The sequence below is a fragment of the Pauljensenia sp. UMB10120 genome, assembly GCF_030212035.1.
In the GTDB taxonomy this organism is placed as follows: domain Bacteria; phylum Actinomycetota; class Actinomycetes; order Actinomycetales; family Actinomycetaceae; genus Pauljensenia; species Pauljensenia radingae_A.
In genome coordinates, this window is sequence record NZ_JASODH010000003.1 from 154,278 (window position 1) to 171,032 (window position 16,755).

At 58.6% G+C, this 16,755-nt stretch carries 16 protein-coding genes; 5 read left to right on the top strand and 11 right to left on the bottom strand.

The window, feature by feature from the left end; translation table 11 throughout:
• Window positions 1-145 precede the first annotated feature (145 nt).
• From QP093_RS04140 to QP093_RS04150, 3 genes are all read left to right on the top strand, one after another.
• On the top strand, window positions 146-1,411 hold the full coding sequence (locus QP093_RS04140) for a DUF4032 domain-containing protein (RefSeq protein WP_257525571.1): 1,266 nt from the start codon (window positions 146-148) through the stop codon (window positions 1,409-1,411).
• A gap of 46 nt (window positions 1,412-1,457) precedes the next feature.
• Window positions 1,458-2,258, top strand: a complete 801-nt coding sequence (locus tag QP093_RS04145; protein WP_285014857.1) for a glycerophosphodiester phosphodiesterase family protein — start codon at window positions 1,458-1,460, stop codon at window positions 2,256-2,258.
• Between the two features lie 156 nt (window positions 2,259-2,414).
• Entirely contained in the window at window positions 2,415-4,379 is a 1,965-nt protein-coding gene (locus tag QP093_RS04150; protein WP_285014859.1) for a glycoside hydrolase family 127 protein, read from the top strand.
• 57 nt (window positions 4,380-4,436) lie between these two features.
• Here QP093_RS04150 and QP093_RS04155 read toward each other — a convergent pair whose 3' ends face one another.
• The 4 genes from QP093_RS04155 to QP093_RS04170 form a co-directional block, all read right to left on the bottom strand.
• Window positions 4,437-5,744: a hypothetical protein gene (locus QP093_RS04155; RefSeq protein ID WP_285014861.1), complete on the bottom strand. Its 1,308-nt coding sequence runs from the start codon at window positions 5,742-5,744 to the stop codon at window positions 4,437-4,439.
• Between the two features lie 214 nt (window positions 5,745-5,958).
• Window positions 5,959-6,984, bottom strand: coding sequence for a class II fructose-bisphosphate aldolase (fbaA, locus tag QP093_RS04160; protein WP_285014864.1), 1,026 nt, complete (start codon window positions 6,982-6,984; stop codon window positions 5,959-5,961).
• Between the two features lie 138 nt (window positions 6,985-7,122).
• Entirely contained in the window at window positions 7,123-7,767 is a 645-nt protein-coding gene (locus tag QP093_RS04165; protein WP_285014867.1) for a TrmH family RNA methyltransferase, read from the bottom strand.
• Window positions 7,768-7,772: 5 nt separating this feature from the next.
• Window positions 7,773-7,973, bottom strand: a complete 201-nt coding sequence (locus QP093_RS04170) for a hypothetical protein (RefSeq protein ID WP_285014870.1) — start codon at window positions 7,971-7,973, stop codon at window positions 7,773-7,775.
• On the opposite strand from QP093_RS04170, the gene QP093_RS04175 reads away from it, so the two are divergent.
• Window positions 7,972-8,796 (top strand): HAD-IIA family hydrolase, encoded by an 825-nt coding sequence (locus tag QP093_RS04175; protein WP_058237281.1) that lies wholly within the window; start codon window positions 7,972-7,974, stop codon window positions 8,794-8,796. The two genes, QP093_RS04170 and QP093_RS04175, sit on opposite strands and share 2 nt — an antisense overlap.
• Before the next feature lie 93 nt (window positions 8,797-8,889).
• On the opposite strand, the gene pyrE is transcribed toward QP093_RS04175, so the two are convergent.
• The 5 genes from pyrE to QP093_RS04200 all read right to left on the bottom strand — a co-directional run bounded on the left by pyrE (window position 8,890) and on the right by QP093_RS04200 (window position 13,925).
• Complete coding sequence (gene pyrE, locus QP093_RS04180) at window positions 8,890-9,456, bottom strand: orotate phosphoribosyltransferase (protein WP_058237282.1); 567 nt, start codon at window positions 9,454-9,456, stop codon at window positions 8,890-8,892.
• Between the two features lie 152 nt (window positions 9,457-9,608).
• Window positions 9,609-10,454 carry a carbohydrate ABC transporter permease gene (locus QP093_RS04185; protein WP_058237283.1) on the bottom strand — a complete coding sequence of 282 codons (846 nt, stop codon included), beginning with the start codon at window positions 10,452-10,454 and terminating at the stop codon, window positions 9,609-9,611.
• Window positions 10,451-11,530, bottom strand: coding sequence for a carbohydrate ABC transporter permease (locus QP093_RS04190; RefSeq protein ID WP_070727678.1), 1,080 nt, complete (start codon window positions 11,528-11,530; stop codon window positions 10,451-10,453). Before QP093_RS04190 ends, QP093_RS04185 begins: the two co-directional genes overlap by 4 nt.
• A gap of 77 nt (window positions 11,531-11,607) precedes the next feature.
• Window positions 11,608-12,930 (bottom strand): ABC transporter substrate-binding protein, encoded by a 1,323-nt coding sequence (locus QP093_RS04195; RefSeq protein WP_070727680.1) that lies wholly within the window; start codon window positions 12,928-12,930, stop codon window positions 11,608-11,610.
• Between the two features lie 215 nt (window positions 12,931-13,145).
• Window positions 13,146-13,925 (bottom strand): SDR family NAD(P)-dependent oxidoreductase, encoded by a 780-nt coding sequence (locus QP093_RS04200; RefSeq protein WP_070727946.1) that lies wholly within the window; start codon window positions 13,923-13,925, stop codon window positions 13,146-13,148.
• A gap of 106 nt (window positions 13,926-14,031) precedes the next feature.
• Here QP093_RS04200 and QP093_RS04205 point away from each other — a divergent pair, with 106 nt between their 5' ends.
• Window positions 14,032-14,919, top strand: a complete 888-nt coding sequence (locus tag QP093_RS04205) for an exodeoxyribonuclease III (RefSeq protein WP_285014873.1) — start codon at window positions 14,032-14,034, stop codon at window positions 14,917-14,919.
• 133 nt (window positions 14,920-15,052) lie between these two features.
• On the opposite strand, the gene QP093_RS04210 is transcribed toward QP093_RS04205, so the two are convergent.
• Window positions 15,053-15,847, bottom strand: coding sequence for a serine hydrolase domain-containing protein (locus QP093_RS04210; RefSeq protein ID WP_285015087.1), 795 nt, complete (start codon window positions 15,845-15,847; stop codon window positions 15,053-15,055).
• Between the two features lie 21 nt (window positions 15,848-15,868).
• Entirely contained in the window at window positions 15,869-16,609 is a 741-nt protein-coding gene (locus QP093_RS04215; RefSeq protein WP_285014876.1) for a TetR/AcrR family transcriptional regulator, read from the bottom strand.
• Between the last annotated feature and the right edge of the window lie 146 nt (window positions 16,610-16,755).

Consider the following 16,755-nt stretch of genomic DNA (forward strand, 5'->3'; position numbering starts at 1 on the left):
GGCAGGAGCCGGGCTGGCCAGTTGCCCCTCGTGATGCTTCACTTTTGCCGAGGGGGCGGCCCCACCCCGCGCATCTGCAAGCCGGCGTCCGCCGGTCCATCCATGCGTCCCACATGACACGCCAATAAAGTGCGAGAATAGACCTATGCCTCAGTCCATGGAGATCACTGCTGCACGCGTCGATCCTGCGTTGCTGGACCTTCCGTGGGAAGTTCCGCTGGAAGACTGGCCCAGTGAGATTCTGGCCGCGCTGCCGCGAGGAATTTCGCGACACATCGTGCGTTTCGTCAACCTGTCCGGGCGCGTGATCGCCGTCAAGGAGATTGGCGAGTCGGTTGCCCACCACGAATATCAGCTCCTGCGCGATCTCGTGCGTCTGGATGCTCCGTCCGTCCAACCTACAGCTGTCATTACTGGCAGACGCGACCCGCAGGGCGAAGAGCTCAACGCCGCACTGGTTACAGAGCACCTGCAGTTTTCACTGCCCTACCGCGCATTGTTCAGCCAGTTCATGACTCCCGACACGGCGACTCGTCTCATCGACGCGCTTGCCGTGCTGCTCGTTCGCCTCCACCTGCTCGGCTTCTACTGGGGCGACGTGTCCCTTTCGAATACACTGTTCCGCCGCGATGCCGGGGCATTTTCGGCGTACCTGGTGGACGCGGAAACCGGCGAGCTGCACCCGAACCTGACGCCCGGTCAGCGTGACTACGACGTTGACCTGGCGCGCACGAACATTATCGGTGAACTGATGGACCTGCAGGCTGGCGGTTTCTTTCCGGAGGACGAAGACCCGATCATCGTGGGTGACCGCATCCGTTCGCGCTACGAGGACCTGTGGCACGAACTGACCGCATCCGAATCCATCGAGCTGAATCAGCGGTGGAAGGTCGCTGAGCGCATCGAACGCCTCAACGACCTGGGTTTCAATGTGGGTGAACTGCAGATGGTGTCAGATATTGACGGCACGCACCTGACGATCACGCCAAAAGTGGTGGATGCAGGGCACTACCATCGACAGATCATGCGTTTGACGGGAATGGATGTGGGCGAACAGCAGGCACGCCGCATGCTGAATGATCTGCAAACGTATCGTGCGATCACCGGTCGTCAGAACATGCCCATTGAAATCGTGGCGCACGAATGGATGCGTGATGTGTTCGAACCGATCGTCACCGGCGTGCCGCCCGAGATGACCCGGAAACTCGAGCCGGCGCAGATTTTCCATGAAGTTCTGGAGCACCGCTGGTACCTCGCTCAGCAAGCCGGACATGATATCCCGCTCGCTGACGTCATCGATTCCTATACGCGTTCCGTTCTGCCTCAAAAGCGTGACGAGGCTGTGCTTCTCGATCCTGACCCGCTCGATACTGCAGAGTTGCCTGCCTTCCACAATGAGGATATGTATTAACGAGGGCGACGTTGCACCGCCCCTGACTACGTCTGAAGGAGAATCCGTGTCTGAGTTTCCTCACCTTTTCGCCCATCGCGGGGCCTCATCCCTTGCGCCCGAAAACACGATGGGAGCGTTCGTCAAGGCAATGGAAGTCGGGGCTCGTCGAATCGAGTTCGATGTCGACATCATGGGCGATGGAACATTACTGGTCATGCACGACCAGACTTTCGACCGCACCACGTCCGGTACCGGCGGCTACTACGACAAAGGTTTCAAGGACCTGCGTCGCCTGGATGCGGGCGCGTGGTTTTCCGACACATATCGCTTTGAGCGAGTTCCTGAGCTGAGCGAGGTGCTCACGTTCCTGGACGCCAATCAGATGATCGGCAACCTGGAGATCAAGCCGTGCCAGGGTGGGCAGACGCTGCGCAGCGAGCTGATCGACCGTATTTGCGTGCTCGTGGCCGGTATGAAGAATCCGTCGCAGATCCTGGTGTCCTCCTTTGATCACGCCCTCCTCTGCGACTTTTCCGTCGCATGGCAGGCACATCACCAGGGCGGCCAGGCCAGCGCCTTCGGTACGGTGCGTCGATCCCTCGATCTGGGCTGGCTCGTTGACCCCGAATCCGAGTCGATCACCAGTGCCGTCGATGCCGCCGCCAAACTGGGGTGCACAGCGGTTCACCCTGCAAATGAGGCTGTCACACATCGCGACGTGGAGTATGCCCGTCAGGCTGGCCTGGAAGTGAACGTGTGGACTGTCAACAATGTTGATCGCGCACGCGAACTGGCCGCATGGGGTGTCACGGGTATTTTCACTGATCGGGTTCAGGACTTCCCGGCTGAGGCTCTACGCGCCTAGGAGACGTTATGGTGCGTCGGCGTATGCCGGTCGACGCGCCGCCTCCTTCTGGCAGGTTCAGATGCGCCAGGTGCGCAGCGTATCAACGCACATTCGACGAATGGCCATCAGGCTACTACCATCAAAGAAAACCGGTTCGGAAGGATTCACACTGCCGTGATTTGTGAACGTTCACATTTATCGTTTTTTTCTCCGTTACCAGGCGCACTGCCTCTCAAGTCAGTCACAGTTACTGATGATTTCTGGTCTCCACGTCGCGAAATCGTCCGCACGCGCTCACTTTCCCATCAGCAGGCTCAGATGAGCGAACCGGGGCATCATTTTGATGCGCTAAAAATGGCGTGGAAACCTGGCCAGACACCAGAACCTCACATCTTCTGGGATTCAGATATCGCCAAATGGATCGAAGCTGCATCGAATTCTCTGGCCTCCCATCCAGATCCCACCCTCGAAAAAGCCGTTGATTCCACGATTGAACTGCTTGCCGGCGCCCAGCAGGACGACGGCTATCTCAATACCCATTTCACGCTGGTCGAGCCTGACAAGCGCTGGACAAACTTGCGAGATCAACACGAGCTGTATTGCGCCGGCCATCTCATTGAGGCTGCCGTCGCGCATACGTATGCAACCGGCTCGACAAAACTGCTGGGTGTTGTCACCCGCTATGTCGACCTGATTGACCGTGTGTTTGCAGATGATGGACCCTGCAGTGGCGGCTACCCAGGTCACGAGGAAATTGAACTCGCTTTGGTAAAGTTGGCTCGTCTTACGAACCAGACACGCTATCTTGAATTGGCGCAACGCTTTATTGATCGGCGCGGCCAGAAACCCTCATACTTCGCACTCGAAGAACGCGCGCGGACAGGCATGCAGTCAGATGACACATACGAATATCATCAGGCGCATCGACCCGTACGCGAGCAGGATGAAGCGGTCGGGCACGCAGTGCGAGCCATGTACCTTTATACCGCAATGGCTGACCTCGCAATCGCCACTCACGATCAGCGTCTGCGCGACGCATGCGAGACCCTGTGGAATGACGTGACGACACGCAAAATGTATGTCACGGGCGGGGTGGGGTCCGAACCAGCACTCGAATCCTTCGGGCCTGCCTATCATCTGCCGAACGAACACGGCTACGCCGAAACATGCGCAGCTATCGGCCTCGTTTTCTGGGCACAACGCATGGCGTACATGACCGGTCAAGCACGTTACATTGATGTTCTTGAGCGCGCACTGTACAACGGGGTGCTTTCCGGAGCCTCACTCGATGGCATGAGCTATTTCTACGATAATCCTCTTGAGTCCGATGGGACGCGTTCGCGCTCACCGTGGTTTGGGTGCGCATGTTGCCCGCCGAATTTCGCACGTCTGCTCACTTCGCTCGAACACTTTATTTACTCCATCGACGAGGGCGACTCTCCTGCCACTTCGACTGAAGATACCACGTGTCACACTGCTGACGATCACAAGGCTGAAGTGATGACCGTCAATCTCTATATCAGCAGTGAGGCATCGTGGCCTGTTGCAAACGGCGCCATGAAAATCCAGCAGACGAGCAACATGCCATGGGATGGCCACGTCAATCTCACTGTCAGTGCCAGTTCCCCGACAGAGCACATGCTGCGTTTACGAATTCCGCAATGGGCTTCGTCATTCACACTGGCCATCAATGGCGAGTCCGTTACCCCTGCGATGCGCGACGGGTACGCGTGCATCGAACGAACGTGGCACGACTCGACGCAGGTGGACCTTCGTCTTGCGATGGACACAACTCGCGTGTGGGCAAATCCCCGCGTAGGAGACTGCGCCGGCAAGGTGGCAATTGAACGTGGACCTCTGGTGTATTGCGCTGAAGAGATTGACAACGATGCACCCATACCATGCATTGCCATAGCCGATTGCTCTGACGCCGATACTTCTTTCAACAATGAGCTTGGTCTCTACGAGCTTCATCTTTCTGCCGCCGCGGCCACCTCCTCGGACAACGCGGCACTGTACTCGCATCACTCGCCGTCATTGACAAGCACTCGCGCAACATTGGTGCCGTACTACGCATGGAATAACCGCGGCCAGGGCGCAATGGCCGTATGGCTCCTGGATGCAGAAAGACTGCGGTAACAGCCTCAACATCCCATGCCGTCTCCGCCCACAACGCTCAGTTCCCCAAGAAAGAAACTACTGTGCGGAAGCGTCCGTGCGCCGGTCGGCTCGCAGTGCCAGCAGTTTCGCCAGTGACACTTCAGCAACGGAGTCAATGATGAGCAGTGAACCGAGGACACCGGCGACCTTGCTCCATCCGGATCGGGGTTTCGAGGTGCGGATCGCCGTTGCCACCAGCATCGCACCGGTTGCAGCTTCCACCGCTGCGCCGACGCGCACAATCCAGGGCTTTTCAAGCGCGGTCGAGTGGTAAGCCTCCCAGATGTTGTGGCCGGTTGCTTCCGGTTCCCGCAGCAGAATGTCAACGCTTCGACCAATTGCATTGGAAATTCCGCGCGCCATGTGAGGCTGCGTTCCCTCAACTGCTTCAGCCTCGCACCTGCCGAGCAGGAAGTCGGCGGCACTATCCGGCAGGCAAACTGCCGCCACGGCGGCTTTCACTGCCTCGTCACCGCTCTTTGTGGTGGCGTCAATGAGTGCGTCGGCGTCGGCACCGGGAATCATCGCGGCGATTTCTTTCATATTCGTGTTTTCGCCGACGAGCGCGTCGATTTCGTCGGTGCTTTTCCCGCTGACACCGCGTTTGCCGGGGACCATCAGGTATCGCATTGCCCAGTTGAAGGAAATGACATGTTCAAGATGGTCGTCAGTCACCAGGAATATCTGGAATTCGTCATCTGCCATAGACAGCGTGACCAGCGGCAAATCGCCGAAGTTCCAGCCCAAACGTTCCGGGGGCAGTTCGGCAAAGAGTGCGCGTGCATCGCCGGGCAGCTCGAGATCTGCAATATCGACACCTTCGAGTGCCGCCAACAGTGGGACGGACGATGCGGGAGTCCGTCCGATTTCGATAATGCGCGATTTCACTGCATCGAGCGGTTCGTTCATGTCGCCATTGAATTGTGCGCGCAGTTCGTCCTGGCTTAATGAGGCTGTTTCGTCGGCCGTATCTGGTGCGTCCTTGTCGGAAACGTCGTCGCCTGCCTCGTCCGCCCGCGCATCGTCGTGCGATCCGTCAACAACTTCATCCAGGTGGTCTGACTGGCCGGCGCCAAGTCGCACCTCAGCCTTGTAGGTGGCGGCAAGTTCGTCAGCGAGTTCCTGTTCGGTCGGTCCCGGTTTGAGGATCTCGGAGCGAGGTCCGATGGTGGCGAGCTTGCCATCATCGTTGGATGCCATGACAAAGCCCAGCAGCCGCGTGCTGCGGTCAAACCACTCCAGTCGCGCGACGATTCCTCTCTTGGACAAGTCTTCAGCGACTTCTTCAGGATTGAGTGTCTGGGCAATCATCATGCCGTCAATCCGATTCCACTGTTGCGTCATTGGATCCTCCCACGTTGATTTCACTACCAGTATCTCATCACGAGCAGACGTCTTGCGCCCCATTTTGAGCGGTCAGGCGCCGTTTTCTGCCTTTGCACAGCGAAAAGGCTCGGATGGTCACGCTCGACAGCGCGCCCATCCGAGCCTTCTTCACGTCAGTCACCGGCAAGGTGACCGTTCGCGGATGCTGTCAGTGACAGCGGCTCGCGAATGCTTACTTCATCTTGGTGCCGGTGGAGCCCAGACGCTCACATGCCTCGACAACGCGAGCAGCCATGCCAGCTTCAGCAGCCTTGCCCCATGAACGAGGATCGTACTGCTTCTTCACGCCGACCTCGCCGTCGATCTTCAGAACGCCTTCGACGTTCTGCATCATCCAGGCGGCAACGGGACGGGTGAATGCGTACTGCGTGTCGGTGTCGACATTCATCTTGATGACGCCGTTTTCGACAGCGGTGGCGATTTCCTCAGCGGTCGAACCGGATCCGCCGTGCATCACCAGGTCGAAGGGGCGGTTGCCAGCATCGAACTTCTTGCCCACAGCTTCCTGGATCTCTCCGAGGATCTCCGGGCGCAGCTTGACGAAACCAGGCTTGTACGCACCGTGGACGTTACCGAAGGTCAGCGCTGTGATGTAGCGGCCCTTTTCACCCAGACCCAGCGCCTCGACGGTCTTGATGCCGTCTTCAGGAGTGGTGTAGAGCTTTTCGTTGATCTCGCCCTTGATGCCGTCTTCTTCGCCGCCGACAACACCGATCTCAACTTCAAGAATGGTGTTGGACTTCTGCGACAGCTCCAGCAGTTCCTGAGCGATCTTCAGGTTCTCGTCCAACGGAACGGATGAGCCGTCCCACATGTGGGACTGGTAGAAGGGCAGACGTCCTGCCTTGACTTCTTCGGCTTCCAGTTCCATGAGCGGACGAATCCAGGAATCAATGTTCTGCTTGGCGCAGTGGTCAGTGTGCAGCGCGACGGTGACTGGGTAGTTCTTGGCAACCTCGCGTGCGTATGCAGCCATAGCGAGTGAGCCGGCAACGCGATCCTTGATCGTCGAGCCGGACCAGTATTCTGCGCCGCCCACAGAAACCTGGATGATGCCATCGGATTCTGCTTCCGCGAAGCCTCGCAGAGCTGCAGTCAGAGTTTGGGATGAGGTCACGTTGATCGCAGGGTAAGCAAACTTGCCCTTCTTGGCGCGATCGAACATTTCGTTGTAGACCTCAGGTGTTGCGATAGGCACAGGAGCCTCCTCTTTGAACGACAGTCGGTCAATCAGTATTATCTCATGTTTTGCTCGGCCGTGGAGGGGAGAAAGTCCCGTCCGACCATTGCACACTTATTGGCAGCAGGCCCAGCGCATGAGTGTTGACAATGGCCTCTAGCTCGTCGCCTTTGTTTGCACAACCCATGCCCACATAGCAATGGCAGCGGCATGACCCACATTCATCGACCGGGTCGACCCATACTGCGTGATGTGCAGGATCTGGGAACAAGCCCGCCGCATAGCTTCGCTCAGCCCGCCGCGTTCGGCACCAAAAACCAGGCATGCCCGCTCGGGGAGCACGGCCCCTTCGAGCGGGCGCGAGCCCTCCACATTGTCGATACCGATAAGCGTGATTCCCTGCTCGACGCACTGGCGAGCGAGTGCCTGACAGTCGTCAACATGCGCTACATCCAGGTAGCGATCAGTGACCATCGCGCCTCGACGATTCCACCGCTTACGCCCCACAATCCACACACGTCTGGCGCCAAGAGCGTTTGCGGTGCGCACAATCGAGCCGATATTGAAATCATGCTCGACGTTTTCAATCGCCACATGCAGCCCGGTGGAGCGCTGTGCCATGTCGGCACGGATGGCATCCATGGTCCAGTAACGGTACTGGTCTTCAACGTTTCGCGTATCGCCGTTCGCCAACAAGTCGGGGTCGAGTCGCTCGTCATCAGGCCATGAATTTGATCCCCCTGGCCACGGCCCTACCCCTGCAGGAGCGTTGGATGCTGTTGAACGATTCGTATCCTCCACGGCGACTAGGGTACACGGATAATGAGCACCTCGGTTTCACAGGTCGCCTTGACACTGCACTCCAGCTTGCCCCTCGCCTCGTCTTGCCACTTCTCGACCTGAATACCGCGCACCGCCATACACGCAGACACATGTCGCGACAGCATCTGCACCTTCTTGCCCCGCATCTGCCCACTAACGGTTGATCCTCGATACATTAGAGCCATGAACGAAAACCTCTACGACACGGTGCCGCTCTCGCAGATGCCACCGGCCACTGCCTGGCTGTCCGACATGGATGGCGTCCTGGTCAAGGAAAACCGCGCGCTTCCCGGCGCGCAGGAGTTCCTCGACGCATTGAAATCGCACAACATGCCGTTCCTGGTGCTGACGAATAATTCAACGTTCACGAACCGCGACCTGTCCGCCCGACTGGCTCGTTCCGGCCTGGACGTTCCGGAAGACCGTATCTGGACGTCTGCCAACGCGACCGCTGCGTTCCTGTCGCAGCAGTCCCCGCAATCATCGGCTTACATTATTGGCGAGGCCGGCCTGACCACTGCGCTGCACAATGCGGGCTACATCATGACCGACACGGATCCTGAATTCGTGATTCTGGGCGAAACACGCTCCTACGACTTCAACGCCCTGACTCGCGCGATCCGTTTGATCGAAAAAGGCGCGAAGTTCATCGCCACCAACCCCGATGCAACCGGGCCTTCCGACGAGGGCACCCTTCCGGCAACCGGCTCCATTGCCGCGATGATCGAGCGTGCAACAAACCGCTCGCCCTACTACGTAGGTAAACCGAACCCCATTATGATCCGGGCCGCGCTCAATAAAATCGGCGCACACTCCGAGACCGCGGCGATGGTCGGTGACCGTATGGATACCGATATTCAGGCCGGTGTGGAGGCCGGACTGCGCACACACCTCGTGCTCACTGGCTCAACCGATGAACACGAAATTCAGAATTTCCCGTACCGCCCGTTTGGTGTTCACCAAGGCATTGGCGATCTGGTCGAATTGGTCGAAGCCGGGCGCGGCTAAGCTCCGGCCAATCCGCGCGCGGTTGGGATCAATGCGCAGGCTACCCTCGTGAATCGACCTTCCGGTCGGCACTCACTGAGATCGAGGTAGAAACTAGTCGAGGTCGAGGTCGGCCAGTCCGAGGGCACTGAAATACGGCAGTCCTTCTGCTTCGATACGCTCTTTGGCGCCCGTGGCGCGATCCACAACAACGGCAACTGCCAGGACTTCTGCCCCGGCTTCACGCAGAGCATGGACAGCTTCGATCGGTGAGCCACCCGTGGTGGAGGTATCTTCCAGGACGATCACGCGCCTGCCCTGAACGTCTGGGCCTTCGATGCGGCGCTTCATGCCGTGGTCCTTGGCTGCTTTGCGCACCACGAATGCGTCCAGGTTCAGGCCGCGAGAGGCGGCTGCGTGCATCATGGCGGTGGCCACCGGGTCGGCGCCCATCGTCAGACCGCCCACCGCGTCGTAGTCTTCAGGGCCGAAACCAGCTTCTTCCAGCATGTCCAGCATGACGTGGCCGATCAGGGGACCCGCCTCGTGATGGAGGGTGGCTCGGCGCATATCGACGTAGAAATCAGATTCTTTGCCCGATGCCAGCGTGACGTGTTCGTGGATCACGGCGAGTTCACGTACCAGTTCGGCCAGGCGCGATTTATGGGAGTCATTAGTCATGGGGCAAGCCTACCGCGTGCAGTGCCGGCGCGGAGAGCTTGCCCCATGACATCACATTGGGCATTTCACCTGGGGAGTATTCGCGTGTAGTGAAGTACCCTGGCGCCTCGGTTGCCCGTTCCGTCTGGCGTTCCGCGGCGCCTGTGCCTCCTTTACTGTTTGACGCCACCTGCTGCCAGGCCGGCAACGATGCGGCGCTGGAAGATCAGCACCATGATGACCAGCGGCACGGTGACCACCACGCCGGCCGCCATCTGGGAGCCGAACGGCGTCTCAAACCCGGATACGCCACCGAACTGGGACACAATGACCGGAGCAGTCTTCATGTCCTGCTTGTTGACCATCGTCACGGCAATGAGGAACTCATTCCACGCATTGATAAAGACGATGATGGCAGTGGTGAAAATGCCAGGAGCGGCGATCGGAATGATGACTTTGCGGAAGGCCTGACCTGGCGTGCAGCCATCGACCATTGCGGCCTGTTCCAGTTCGCGCGGCATCTGCCTGAAGAAGCTGGTCAGATTCCACACGGCCAGCGGCAGTGCGAATGACAGGTCGGGCACAATCATCGACTGATAGGTGTTGATCCATTCCCACTGTGTAAACAGCTTGAGCAACGGCACCACGATGGCGACCAACGGGAACATCGACGAGGCGATGACAATGGTCAGTACCAACGTCTTGCCCGGGAACTCCAGTCGCGCCAGAGCGTACGCGGTGAACGTCGCGACCAGCAGTGCCAGAATCGTCGTCACGCCGGCAACGATCAGCGAGTTCAACAGTGACTGCGTGAACAGGCGGTCTGGCTTGAAGACCTCAACGTAGTTTTCCATGCTCACTTCGCGCGGCCACAGCGTCGTGTCGAAAATGTCGCGCGTGGGACGCAGTGAGGACACGATCATCCAGTAGAACGGAGCTAAACAGAACACCACGATCGCGATGATGCCGATCCATGAGGACGTGTCGAGCAGAGCCGCCTTGACACCTTTGCTTTTCATCGTGACACCTCCGCAGTCAATCCGGCCTGGGCAGGCGCGTCAGCTCCCCCGGTGGTGGACGAGGGTGGCCTTTGGACTTCTTTCGCTTCCTTCGAACGCTTGAAGAACGCGCTCAAACGCAGCTTCGAGCTCTTCTGCGACTGGCCGTCATCTTCAAACAGTTCTGCGCCGAGCAGCTTGATGAAGGCGAAGGATATGAGGAAGACGTAGAGGAACAGGATCACTGCGTACGCAGCACCTGACCCGTATCTCAGGTTTGTTGCCTCATCCTGAACCAGCATGGACAGCGTTTCGACAGATCCTTTACGCGGTCCGATCAGAATGTAGGGCAGGTCGAACATGCGCAGAGCATCAAGAGCGCGGAACAGGACTGCGACAACGAGTGCTGGTTTGACCAGTGGAAGCGTGATGGACAGGAAACGACGCCATGCGTTTGCACCGTCAATCTTGGCTGCCTCGTAGACTTCCTCGGGAATGATCTGCAGACCGGCCAGGGTTAGCAGTCCGATGAACGGCGCCGTCTTCCACGTGTCAGCGATGATGATGGCGAATTTGGCGGGCCATTCAGATGTCGCCCACAGGATCTGCGTATTGAGCAGAGCGTTCGCAGCTCCGTGCGCATCGAAGATCCACTTCCACAGCACGGCCGAGATGGCAGTGGGGATTGCCCATGGCACGAGGATTGCCGCACGGACGAACCCGCGCGCCTTGATGGCCTGGTGCATGATGAGCGCCATGATCACGCCGAGGACAGCTTCGATACTGACTGTGACAAACGCGAAGAATGTCGTGTTCCAGAACGCAGTCCAGAATCGTGCGCCGGTGTCTCCGGCGAAGATGTTGATGTAATTGTCCAGTCCAACGAATGGCTCGGTATCGTTGACGAATCCTGTTTCAGGATCGATTCCCTTGGCGCCGAACAGCGACTGATACAGAGCCGAAATCGTGGGGAACAAAATGACGATTGAAATAACGATGATGGTGGGCGAAACAAGCAACGCCGCCAAGCGACTTTGCTGTTTCTGCGACTCAGATTTTCCGCGACGTTGCGTCTTCTGAGTGGGTGCTTTCGCCATGAGTTCTTCCTCCTGGAAAGCGCGCTAAGGCTCCTGGTTGGGTGGCACAAGCCACCCAACCAGGAGCGGTGACAAACTTACTGCTGGCCAGCCGTGAGCTCGGTGAGCTTGGCGCTCAAATCCTTAAGGGCCTGTTCAGGCGTTGCCTGTCTCTGCAGAACAGGGAAGACGGCATCCTGAATCGCTGCCGACACGTCGCCATAGTTGACAACCTGCGGGCGCGGTGCAGCGCTCTCGATGGAGCCCTTCAGCGCCGGCAGATACGGGTACTGATCGATCAGTTCCGGATCCTCGTACAACGCGGTGTAGATCGGAGCCAGCGTCTGCTCGGTGAGCATGCGCTTTCCGATTTCCTCTGAAGTGAACCACTTGATGAAGTCGTACGCGGTCGCCTTGTTCTTGCAGAAGCTGGAGATGGCGACGTTGTGGCCGCCCAGTGAGGACACGCCTCCTTCAGGCTGATCTGCGGTCAAACCAGGCAGCGGAGCAACTCCGAACTTGTCGCCCAGCTTTTCCTTGGTCAGGGAGTACTGGTATGGCCAGTTGCGGTAGTAGACCAGGCGGTCGGCTTCGAATGCGGCGCGGCCTTCTTCTTCCTTGTAAGTCAAGGCTTCTTCAGGAATGAAGTTATCCTTGAAGGCATTTTCAAGCGTCTGCAGACCCTTGAGGGCTTCAGGCGAGTCGACGACTACTTCGCCCTCGGGGCTGACAATCTGTCCGCCGGCGGAGTGAATGGCTTCGTCAACGTTGACCGTCAGGCCTTCGTACTTGGCCATCTGTCCGCCATAGCACCCGATGTCTGAATGACCGTCGAGGCCGCGCACAGCTTCGCAGCCCTTCTTCATGTCATCCCACGTCTTGGGCGGATCGGTCACACCGGCCTGCTCAAGCAGATCCTTGCGGTAGTACAAAATGCCACCATCAGAGCCATGGGGCATGGCGTAGAGCTGGTCACGGTACAGGCCTGTCTGCCACACAGCCGGCAGAATCTTGTCCTTGGGAAAGTCTGCCTCGTTGAGCGGCTCAACCCAGCGGTGAGCAGCAAATTCGGCGACGTGGATGTTGTCCAGAGAAATAACGCAGTATGCATCTGATTGGGTCTGAGCGTTCTGAACCATCGAGTTGCGCTGCTGATCGGCTTCGGCCGACAACTCGATCATCTCAACCTTTTCGTTCGGGTGGTCCTTGTTCCAATCCTCCAACATGGGAGCCATCAGACCGGAGTTGTCTTTACCCTGCACATAGGTGATGGGGCCGCGCCCCTCGAATTCACCGGTTGCGCCACCACCAGAGGCACCTGAGTCCCCTGATGCCTGTCCGCCACCGCCACTGCTACATGCCGTCATCAGCACCATCGCAGCAGCGCCAGCTGCCAAGGCAATTCCTTTTCTGGTTGCCATTTTCGTTCACTCCTTCGTGTCAAAAACCTGAATTCGGTGGCCTCTCAGATCGAGCCGCCTCTCAGGTGCCGATCAACGATCGACGTTGCTTTTACTCTACAACGTTGTCTCCACAAAATGTATGCAATTGCAGCGCGTTACATTTGTTTACATTTGGTAACAATTTTGGCAAACTTGCCCGCACAACGCCCCGCGATGCTAGCAGCCCCGTCACGCTACATGTGCGGAACGGCGCGCATCACCTTACGCATCAACCACCGCGGAGTCAGCCGAGAGACCACATTCGCGCTCTTATACAGCGCAGTCGCCGTCACCAGCACCCGCCCGCGACGAACGGCCTCAAGAGCTTGCGAGACCACCGTTTCCGCATCCGACCAGATCCATCCCGGTGTGTCGGACACATCAACATCAGCTGCCTTGTGGAAGTTTGTGCGCGTCATGCCCGGTGATACAGCGGTGACAGTCACCCCGGTTCCTTCCAGTTCGAACGCCAATCCTTCGCTGAAGGCTTTCACCCACGCTTTGTGCGCGCTATAGGTACCCATCCCGGTCTCTGCAGCGATGGAGGAGATGTTGCAGATGGCGCCTACTCCTCGTCGGCGCATGGCACGACCAGCGTGGTACGACAGCACCATGACGGCTCGCACCATCACATCCAGGGCCTGCTCTTCCGTCTCCAGTTCGTTGTCGAGGAACTCCTCCCCCAGACCCATCCCTGCGTTATTGACCAGCAGGCCCACCGGTGCACATCCAGATTCATCATCAGGCTGAACGTCGAGACGCTCGGCAACCCGCTGTACGTCCCCGGCTTGCGACAGGTCAGCTGCGATCACCTCGGTCGTGATGTTCGCGATCTGCTCCAGACGATTGGACAGGTCATCGAGTTTTTCCTGCGTGCGGGCAACCAGAACCAGATCATGTCCCGCCTCGGCAAGTTGCCAGCAGAATTCTTCTCCCAGACCTGATGTTGCTCCCGTGACTAAAGCTGTACCCATAACCTCATCGTAAGGTCGCCAGCGCGTGCATGCTCGCTCAGTGACCAGCATGCGCCGACGGATCCGTGCTCGCTCAACGCGTAGCCTGCGCCGGTAGGGTGGAGGCATGAGGATTGGAACGTGGAACATTAACTCAGCCCGTACCCGCGTCGACCGCGTCATCGAGTGCTGCGCGCGGTGGAATCTGGACGTACTGGCAATGCAGGAGATCAAATGCAAGCCGGATCAGTTCCCGATTGACGCGTTCACCGATGCCGGCTACCGCGTGGAGGTTCACGGACTCAACCAGTGGAATGGCGTGGCGATCGCTTCCAGGCTTCCCATTCTCAGCGTATCCCGCGACTTTCCGGGAGCACCCACATGGGGAGATCCTGCGCGCGTCGAAGCGCGTGCCCTGCGAGTGCGGATCGACGATGGAACGCCTGAAGGACTGGATGTGTGGAGTCTGTATGTTCCGAACGGCCGCGAGATTGACCACCCGCACTACCAGTACAAACTCCAGTGGCTCGCCGCACTGCGCGCTGCCGTTTCACCTTACGTTGCAGGCGATTCCAGCGGGGTATCCAAGGGTGATGCCCCGGGTGAGGATACACTGGCCGAGGGCGGCGCTGTCCCACCTGCAACGGCATCGGATGAGGGCGGCTCACCGAGCGCACTGCTGGTGGGCGACTGGAATGTGGCACCGCGCGATGAGGACGTGTGGGATATCGACTTCTTCGACGGCCGCACCCACGTCACACAGCCAGAGCGTTCCGCCTTTGAGGCTTTTGAAGCCGATGGATGGGTGGAAGCGACTCGTCCTCGCGTCACGAACTACACGTACTGGGACTACCAGCAGCTGCGTTTCCCTCGTAACGAAGGAATGCGCATTGACTTCATGTATGCGACGCCTGCACTTGACGCCCGCATCACGCAGGCGTGGATTGATCGCGATGAACGCAAAGGCAAGGGAGCCTCTGACCACGTGCCGGTCATCGTTGAGATCGCACATTAGGGTCCCTCTGCCCGAGGTGGCCGCACGACGCATACTCTCGATGTGTGGAGCGCAGACAAATGGGCCGGCAGCAGAGCGTTATCGGAGGCTGTCGCCAGCAGGGCACCGTTGCAAGGCGTCGCCAGCAGTGCCCTTATGCGAAGCGCTCAAGAATCTGATCATTGAGCAGGCACCAATTCTTCTTGTGCCAACTGCCAAACTTCTCTGTGCCGACGAATACAGCCGCCAGGTCTCGACCACGGTCAACCCAGATGAACGAGCCGGACACTCCGAAGTGCCCAAACGTGGCGGGGTCGGCATGCTGAGATGTCCAATGCGGCGATTTGTGGCCGCGGATCTCCACGCCCAGCCCCCAGGGGCACGGGCGGTGCTTACGGTATCCAGGCACGAAGCCATCCAGATCAGGGAACTGCACTGACACGGATTGTTGATCAAGGTCCTCGCTGATCAGCGTGGGAGCGAGGAGCTCCTGAGCCAGAGCAATCAGATCAGCCGCACTTCCAACCGCGGAATAAGCAGGAGATCCGGGCGCATCTGCTGTTGTCATTCCCAGCGGCTCCAGGACACTCAGCTCGATCCAGCGACTGAGTTCTTCACCTGTGGCCTCGCTTGTTGCCTCCCCTAAGATGTCGAAGCCTGCGTTGGAATAGATCCGCTCCGTTTCTGGGGGCACCTGCGCCTCGCGCGAGTCGGCTGCAATTCCGGAGGCGTGAGCCAGCAGGTGACGCACGGTAGATCCTGTCGGCCCCAGCGGATCATCAAGGTTCATCAGGTGCTGGTCAATTGCCACAAGGATGGCGCGTGAGGCGATGACTTTCGTGACCGATGCCAGAGGGTAGACCACTGACTCATCGCCTTGCACATACAGCGTGCGGTCGCTGCGCACCACTGCGAGCGCGTGTCCGAACGGGACGGGGTACAGATCCATGTCAGCCACTATGCCTCCAGGTTACGAACTGAGAGTCCCTGCCACTCGCAGGAAACGTGCATAAACGTCACCGACTTCTTCAGGGATCGCCTGGCCCACTTTCAGTGTTGTGTCCGAATCCAGTCCGAGGAGTCGGTGGGTCTGTGCCAGGAAGATAGCCACTGTTTGGCGCCCCGCCTGCTCATCGTCGGAGTAGCGGGCCTGCAGAGACAGGCCGAACCATATCTGCATAAGGGTTTTCGCCAGGAACGCCGGACTGAGATCGGTCTTGGCAATGCCCTCAGATGCCAAGCGGGTCACCTCGTCGCGCAGGAAATCGTGGATCGCATAGATCCTCGCGACGAAGTGATCGTGAACAGGGTGCGTCGTTGATGCTGCTTCGACTGCAAGAATGCACTCCAGGTCAATAATCATCGAGACATCCGGGTTGTTCGCCAATCTCATCATGGCGATCGCAAAGTCGAACAGCGTTTCGGGAATGACGCGCGCCTGAACGGTCCGGCCATTTTCGGCGTCTTCCACGAAATCAACCAGCCCCGCTCGTTCCTCCATGCGGTTGATCACAGAACCCAGCAGCGCTTCTTTTGATGGGAAGTGGTAGATGACCGCAGGATGGGATATTCCCACTTCACGACCGATGTCACGCAATGATATGCCGGCGAAGCCACGGCGCGAGATGAGCGACATCGCCGCGTTCAGGATAGATTCGCGGGTGGCCAGGCCAGTCGAGTATGAACCGCGATTCTTGCGCCCTGTCGTCACGATTGCCACCTCAACATGTCTTTGAACCGGTGCTTTGAATGCGCCACGGATAGATCCGTCCCCAGTCTATCTGCAACTCGGCATCAAACTGAGCCGCCCTCGCCAAACTAGACGAAGGCGGCACCAGTGATCACCCCACCAATTAT

Excerpts from the sequence above, each read along its gene's own strand:
- QP093_RS04210 (WP_285015087.1), bottom strand. The coding sequence starts at position 15,847 with ATGGATCTGTACCCCGTCCCGTTCGGACACGCGCTCGCAGTGGTGCGC.
- QP093_RS04190 (WP_070727678.1), bottom strand. The coding sequence starts at position 11,530 with ATGGCGAAAGCACCCACTCAGAAGACGCAACGTCGCGGAAAATCTGAG.
- pyrE (WP_058237282.1), bottom strand. The coding sequence starts at position 9,456 with ATGACTAATGACTCCCATAAATCGCGCCTGGCCGAACTGGTACGTGAA.
- QP093_RS04175 (WP_058237281.1), top strand. The coding sequence starts at position 7,972 with ATGAACGAAAACCTCTACGACACGGTGCCGCTCTCGCAGATGCCACCG.
- QP093_RS04200 (WP_070727946.1), bottom strand. The coding sequence starts at position 13,925 with ATGGGTACAGCTTTAGTCACGGGAGCAACATCAGGTCTGGGAGAAGAA.
- QP093_RS04195 (WP_070727680.1), bottom strand. The coding sequence starts at position 12,930 with ATGGCAACCAGAAAAGGAATTGCCTTGGCAGCTGGCGCTGCTGCGATG.
- QP093_RS04170 (WP_285014870.1), bottom strand. The coding sequence starts at position 7,973 with ATGGCTCTAATGTATCGAGGATCAACCGTTAGTGGGCAGATGCGGGGC.
- QP093_RS04185 (WP_058237283.1), bottom strand. The coding sequence starts at position 10,454 with ATGAAAAGCAAAGGTGTCAAGGCGGCTCTGCTCGACACGTCCTCATGG.
- QP093_RS04205 (WP_285014873.1), top strand. The coding sequence starts at position 14,032 with ATGAGGATTGGAACGTGGAACATTAACTCAGCCCGTACCCGCGTCGAC.
- QP093_RS04140 (WP_257525571.1), top strand. The coding sequence starts at position 146 with ATGCCTCAGTCCATGGAGATCACTGCTGCACGCGTCGATCCTGCGTTG.
- QP093_RS04155 (WP_285014861.1), bottom strand. The coding sequence starts at position 5,744 with ATGACGCAACAGTGGAATCGGATTGACGGCATGATGATTGCCCAGACA.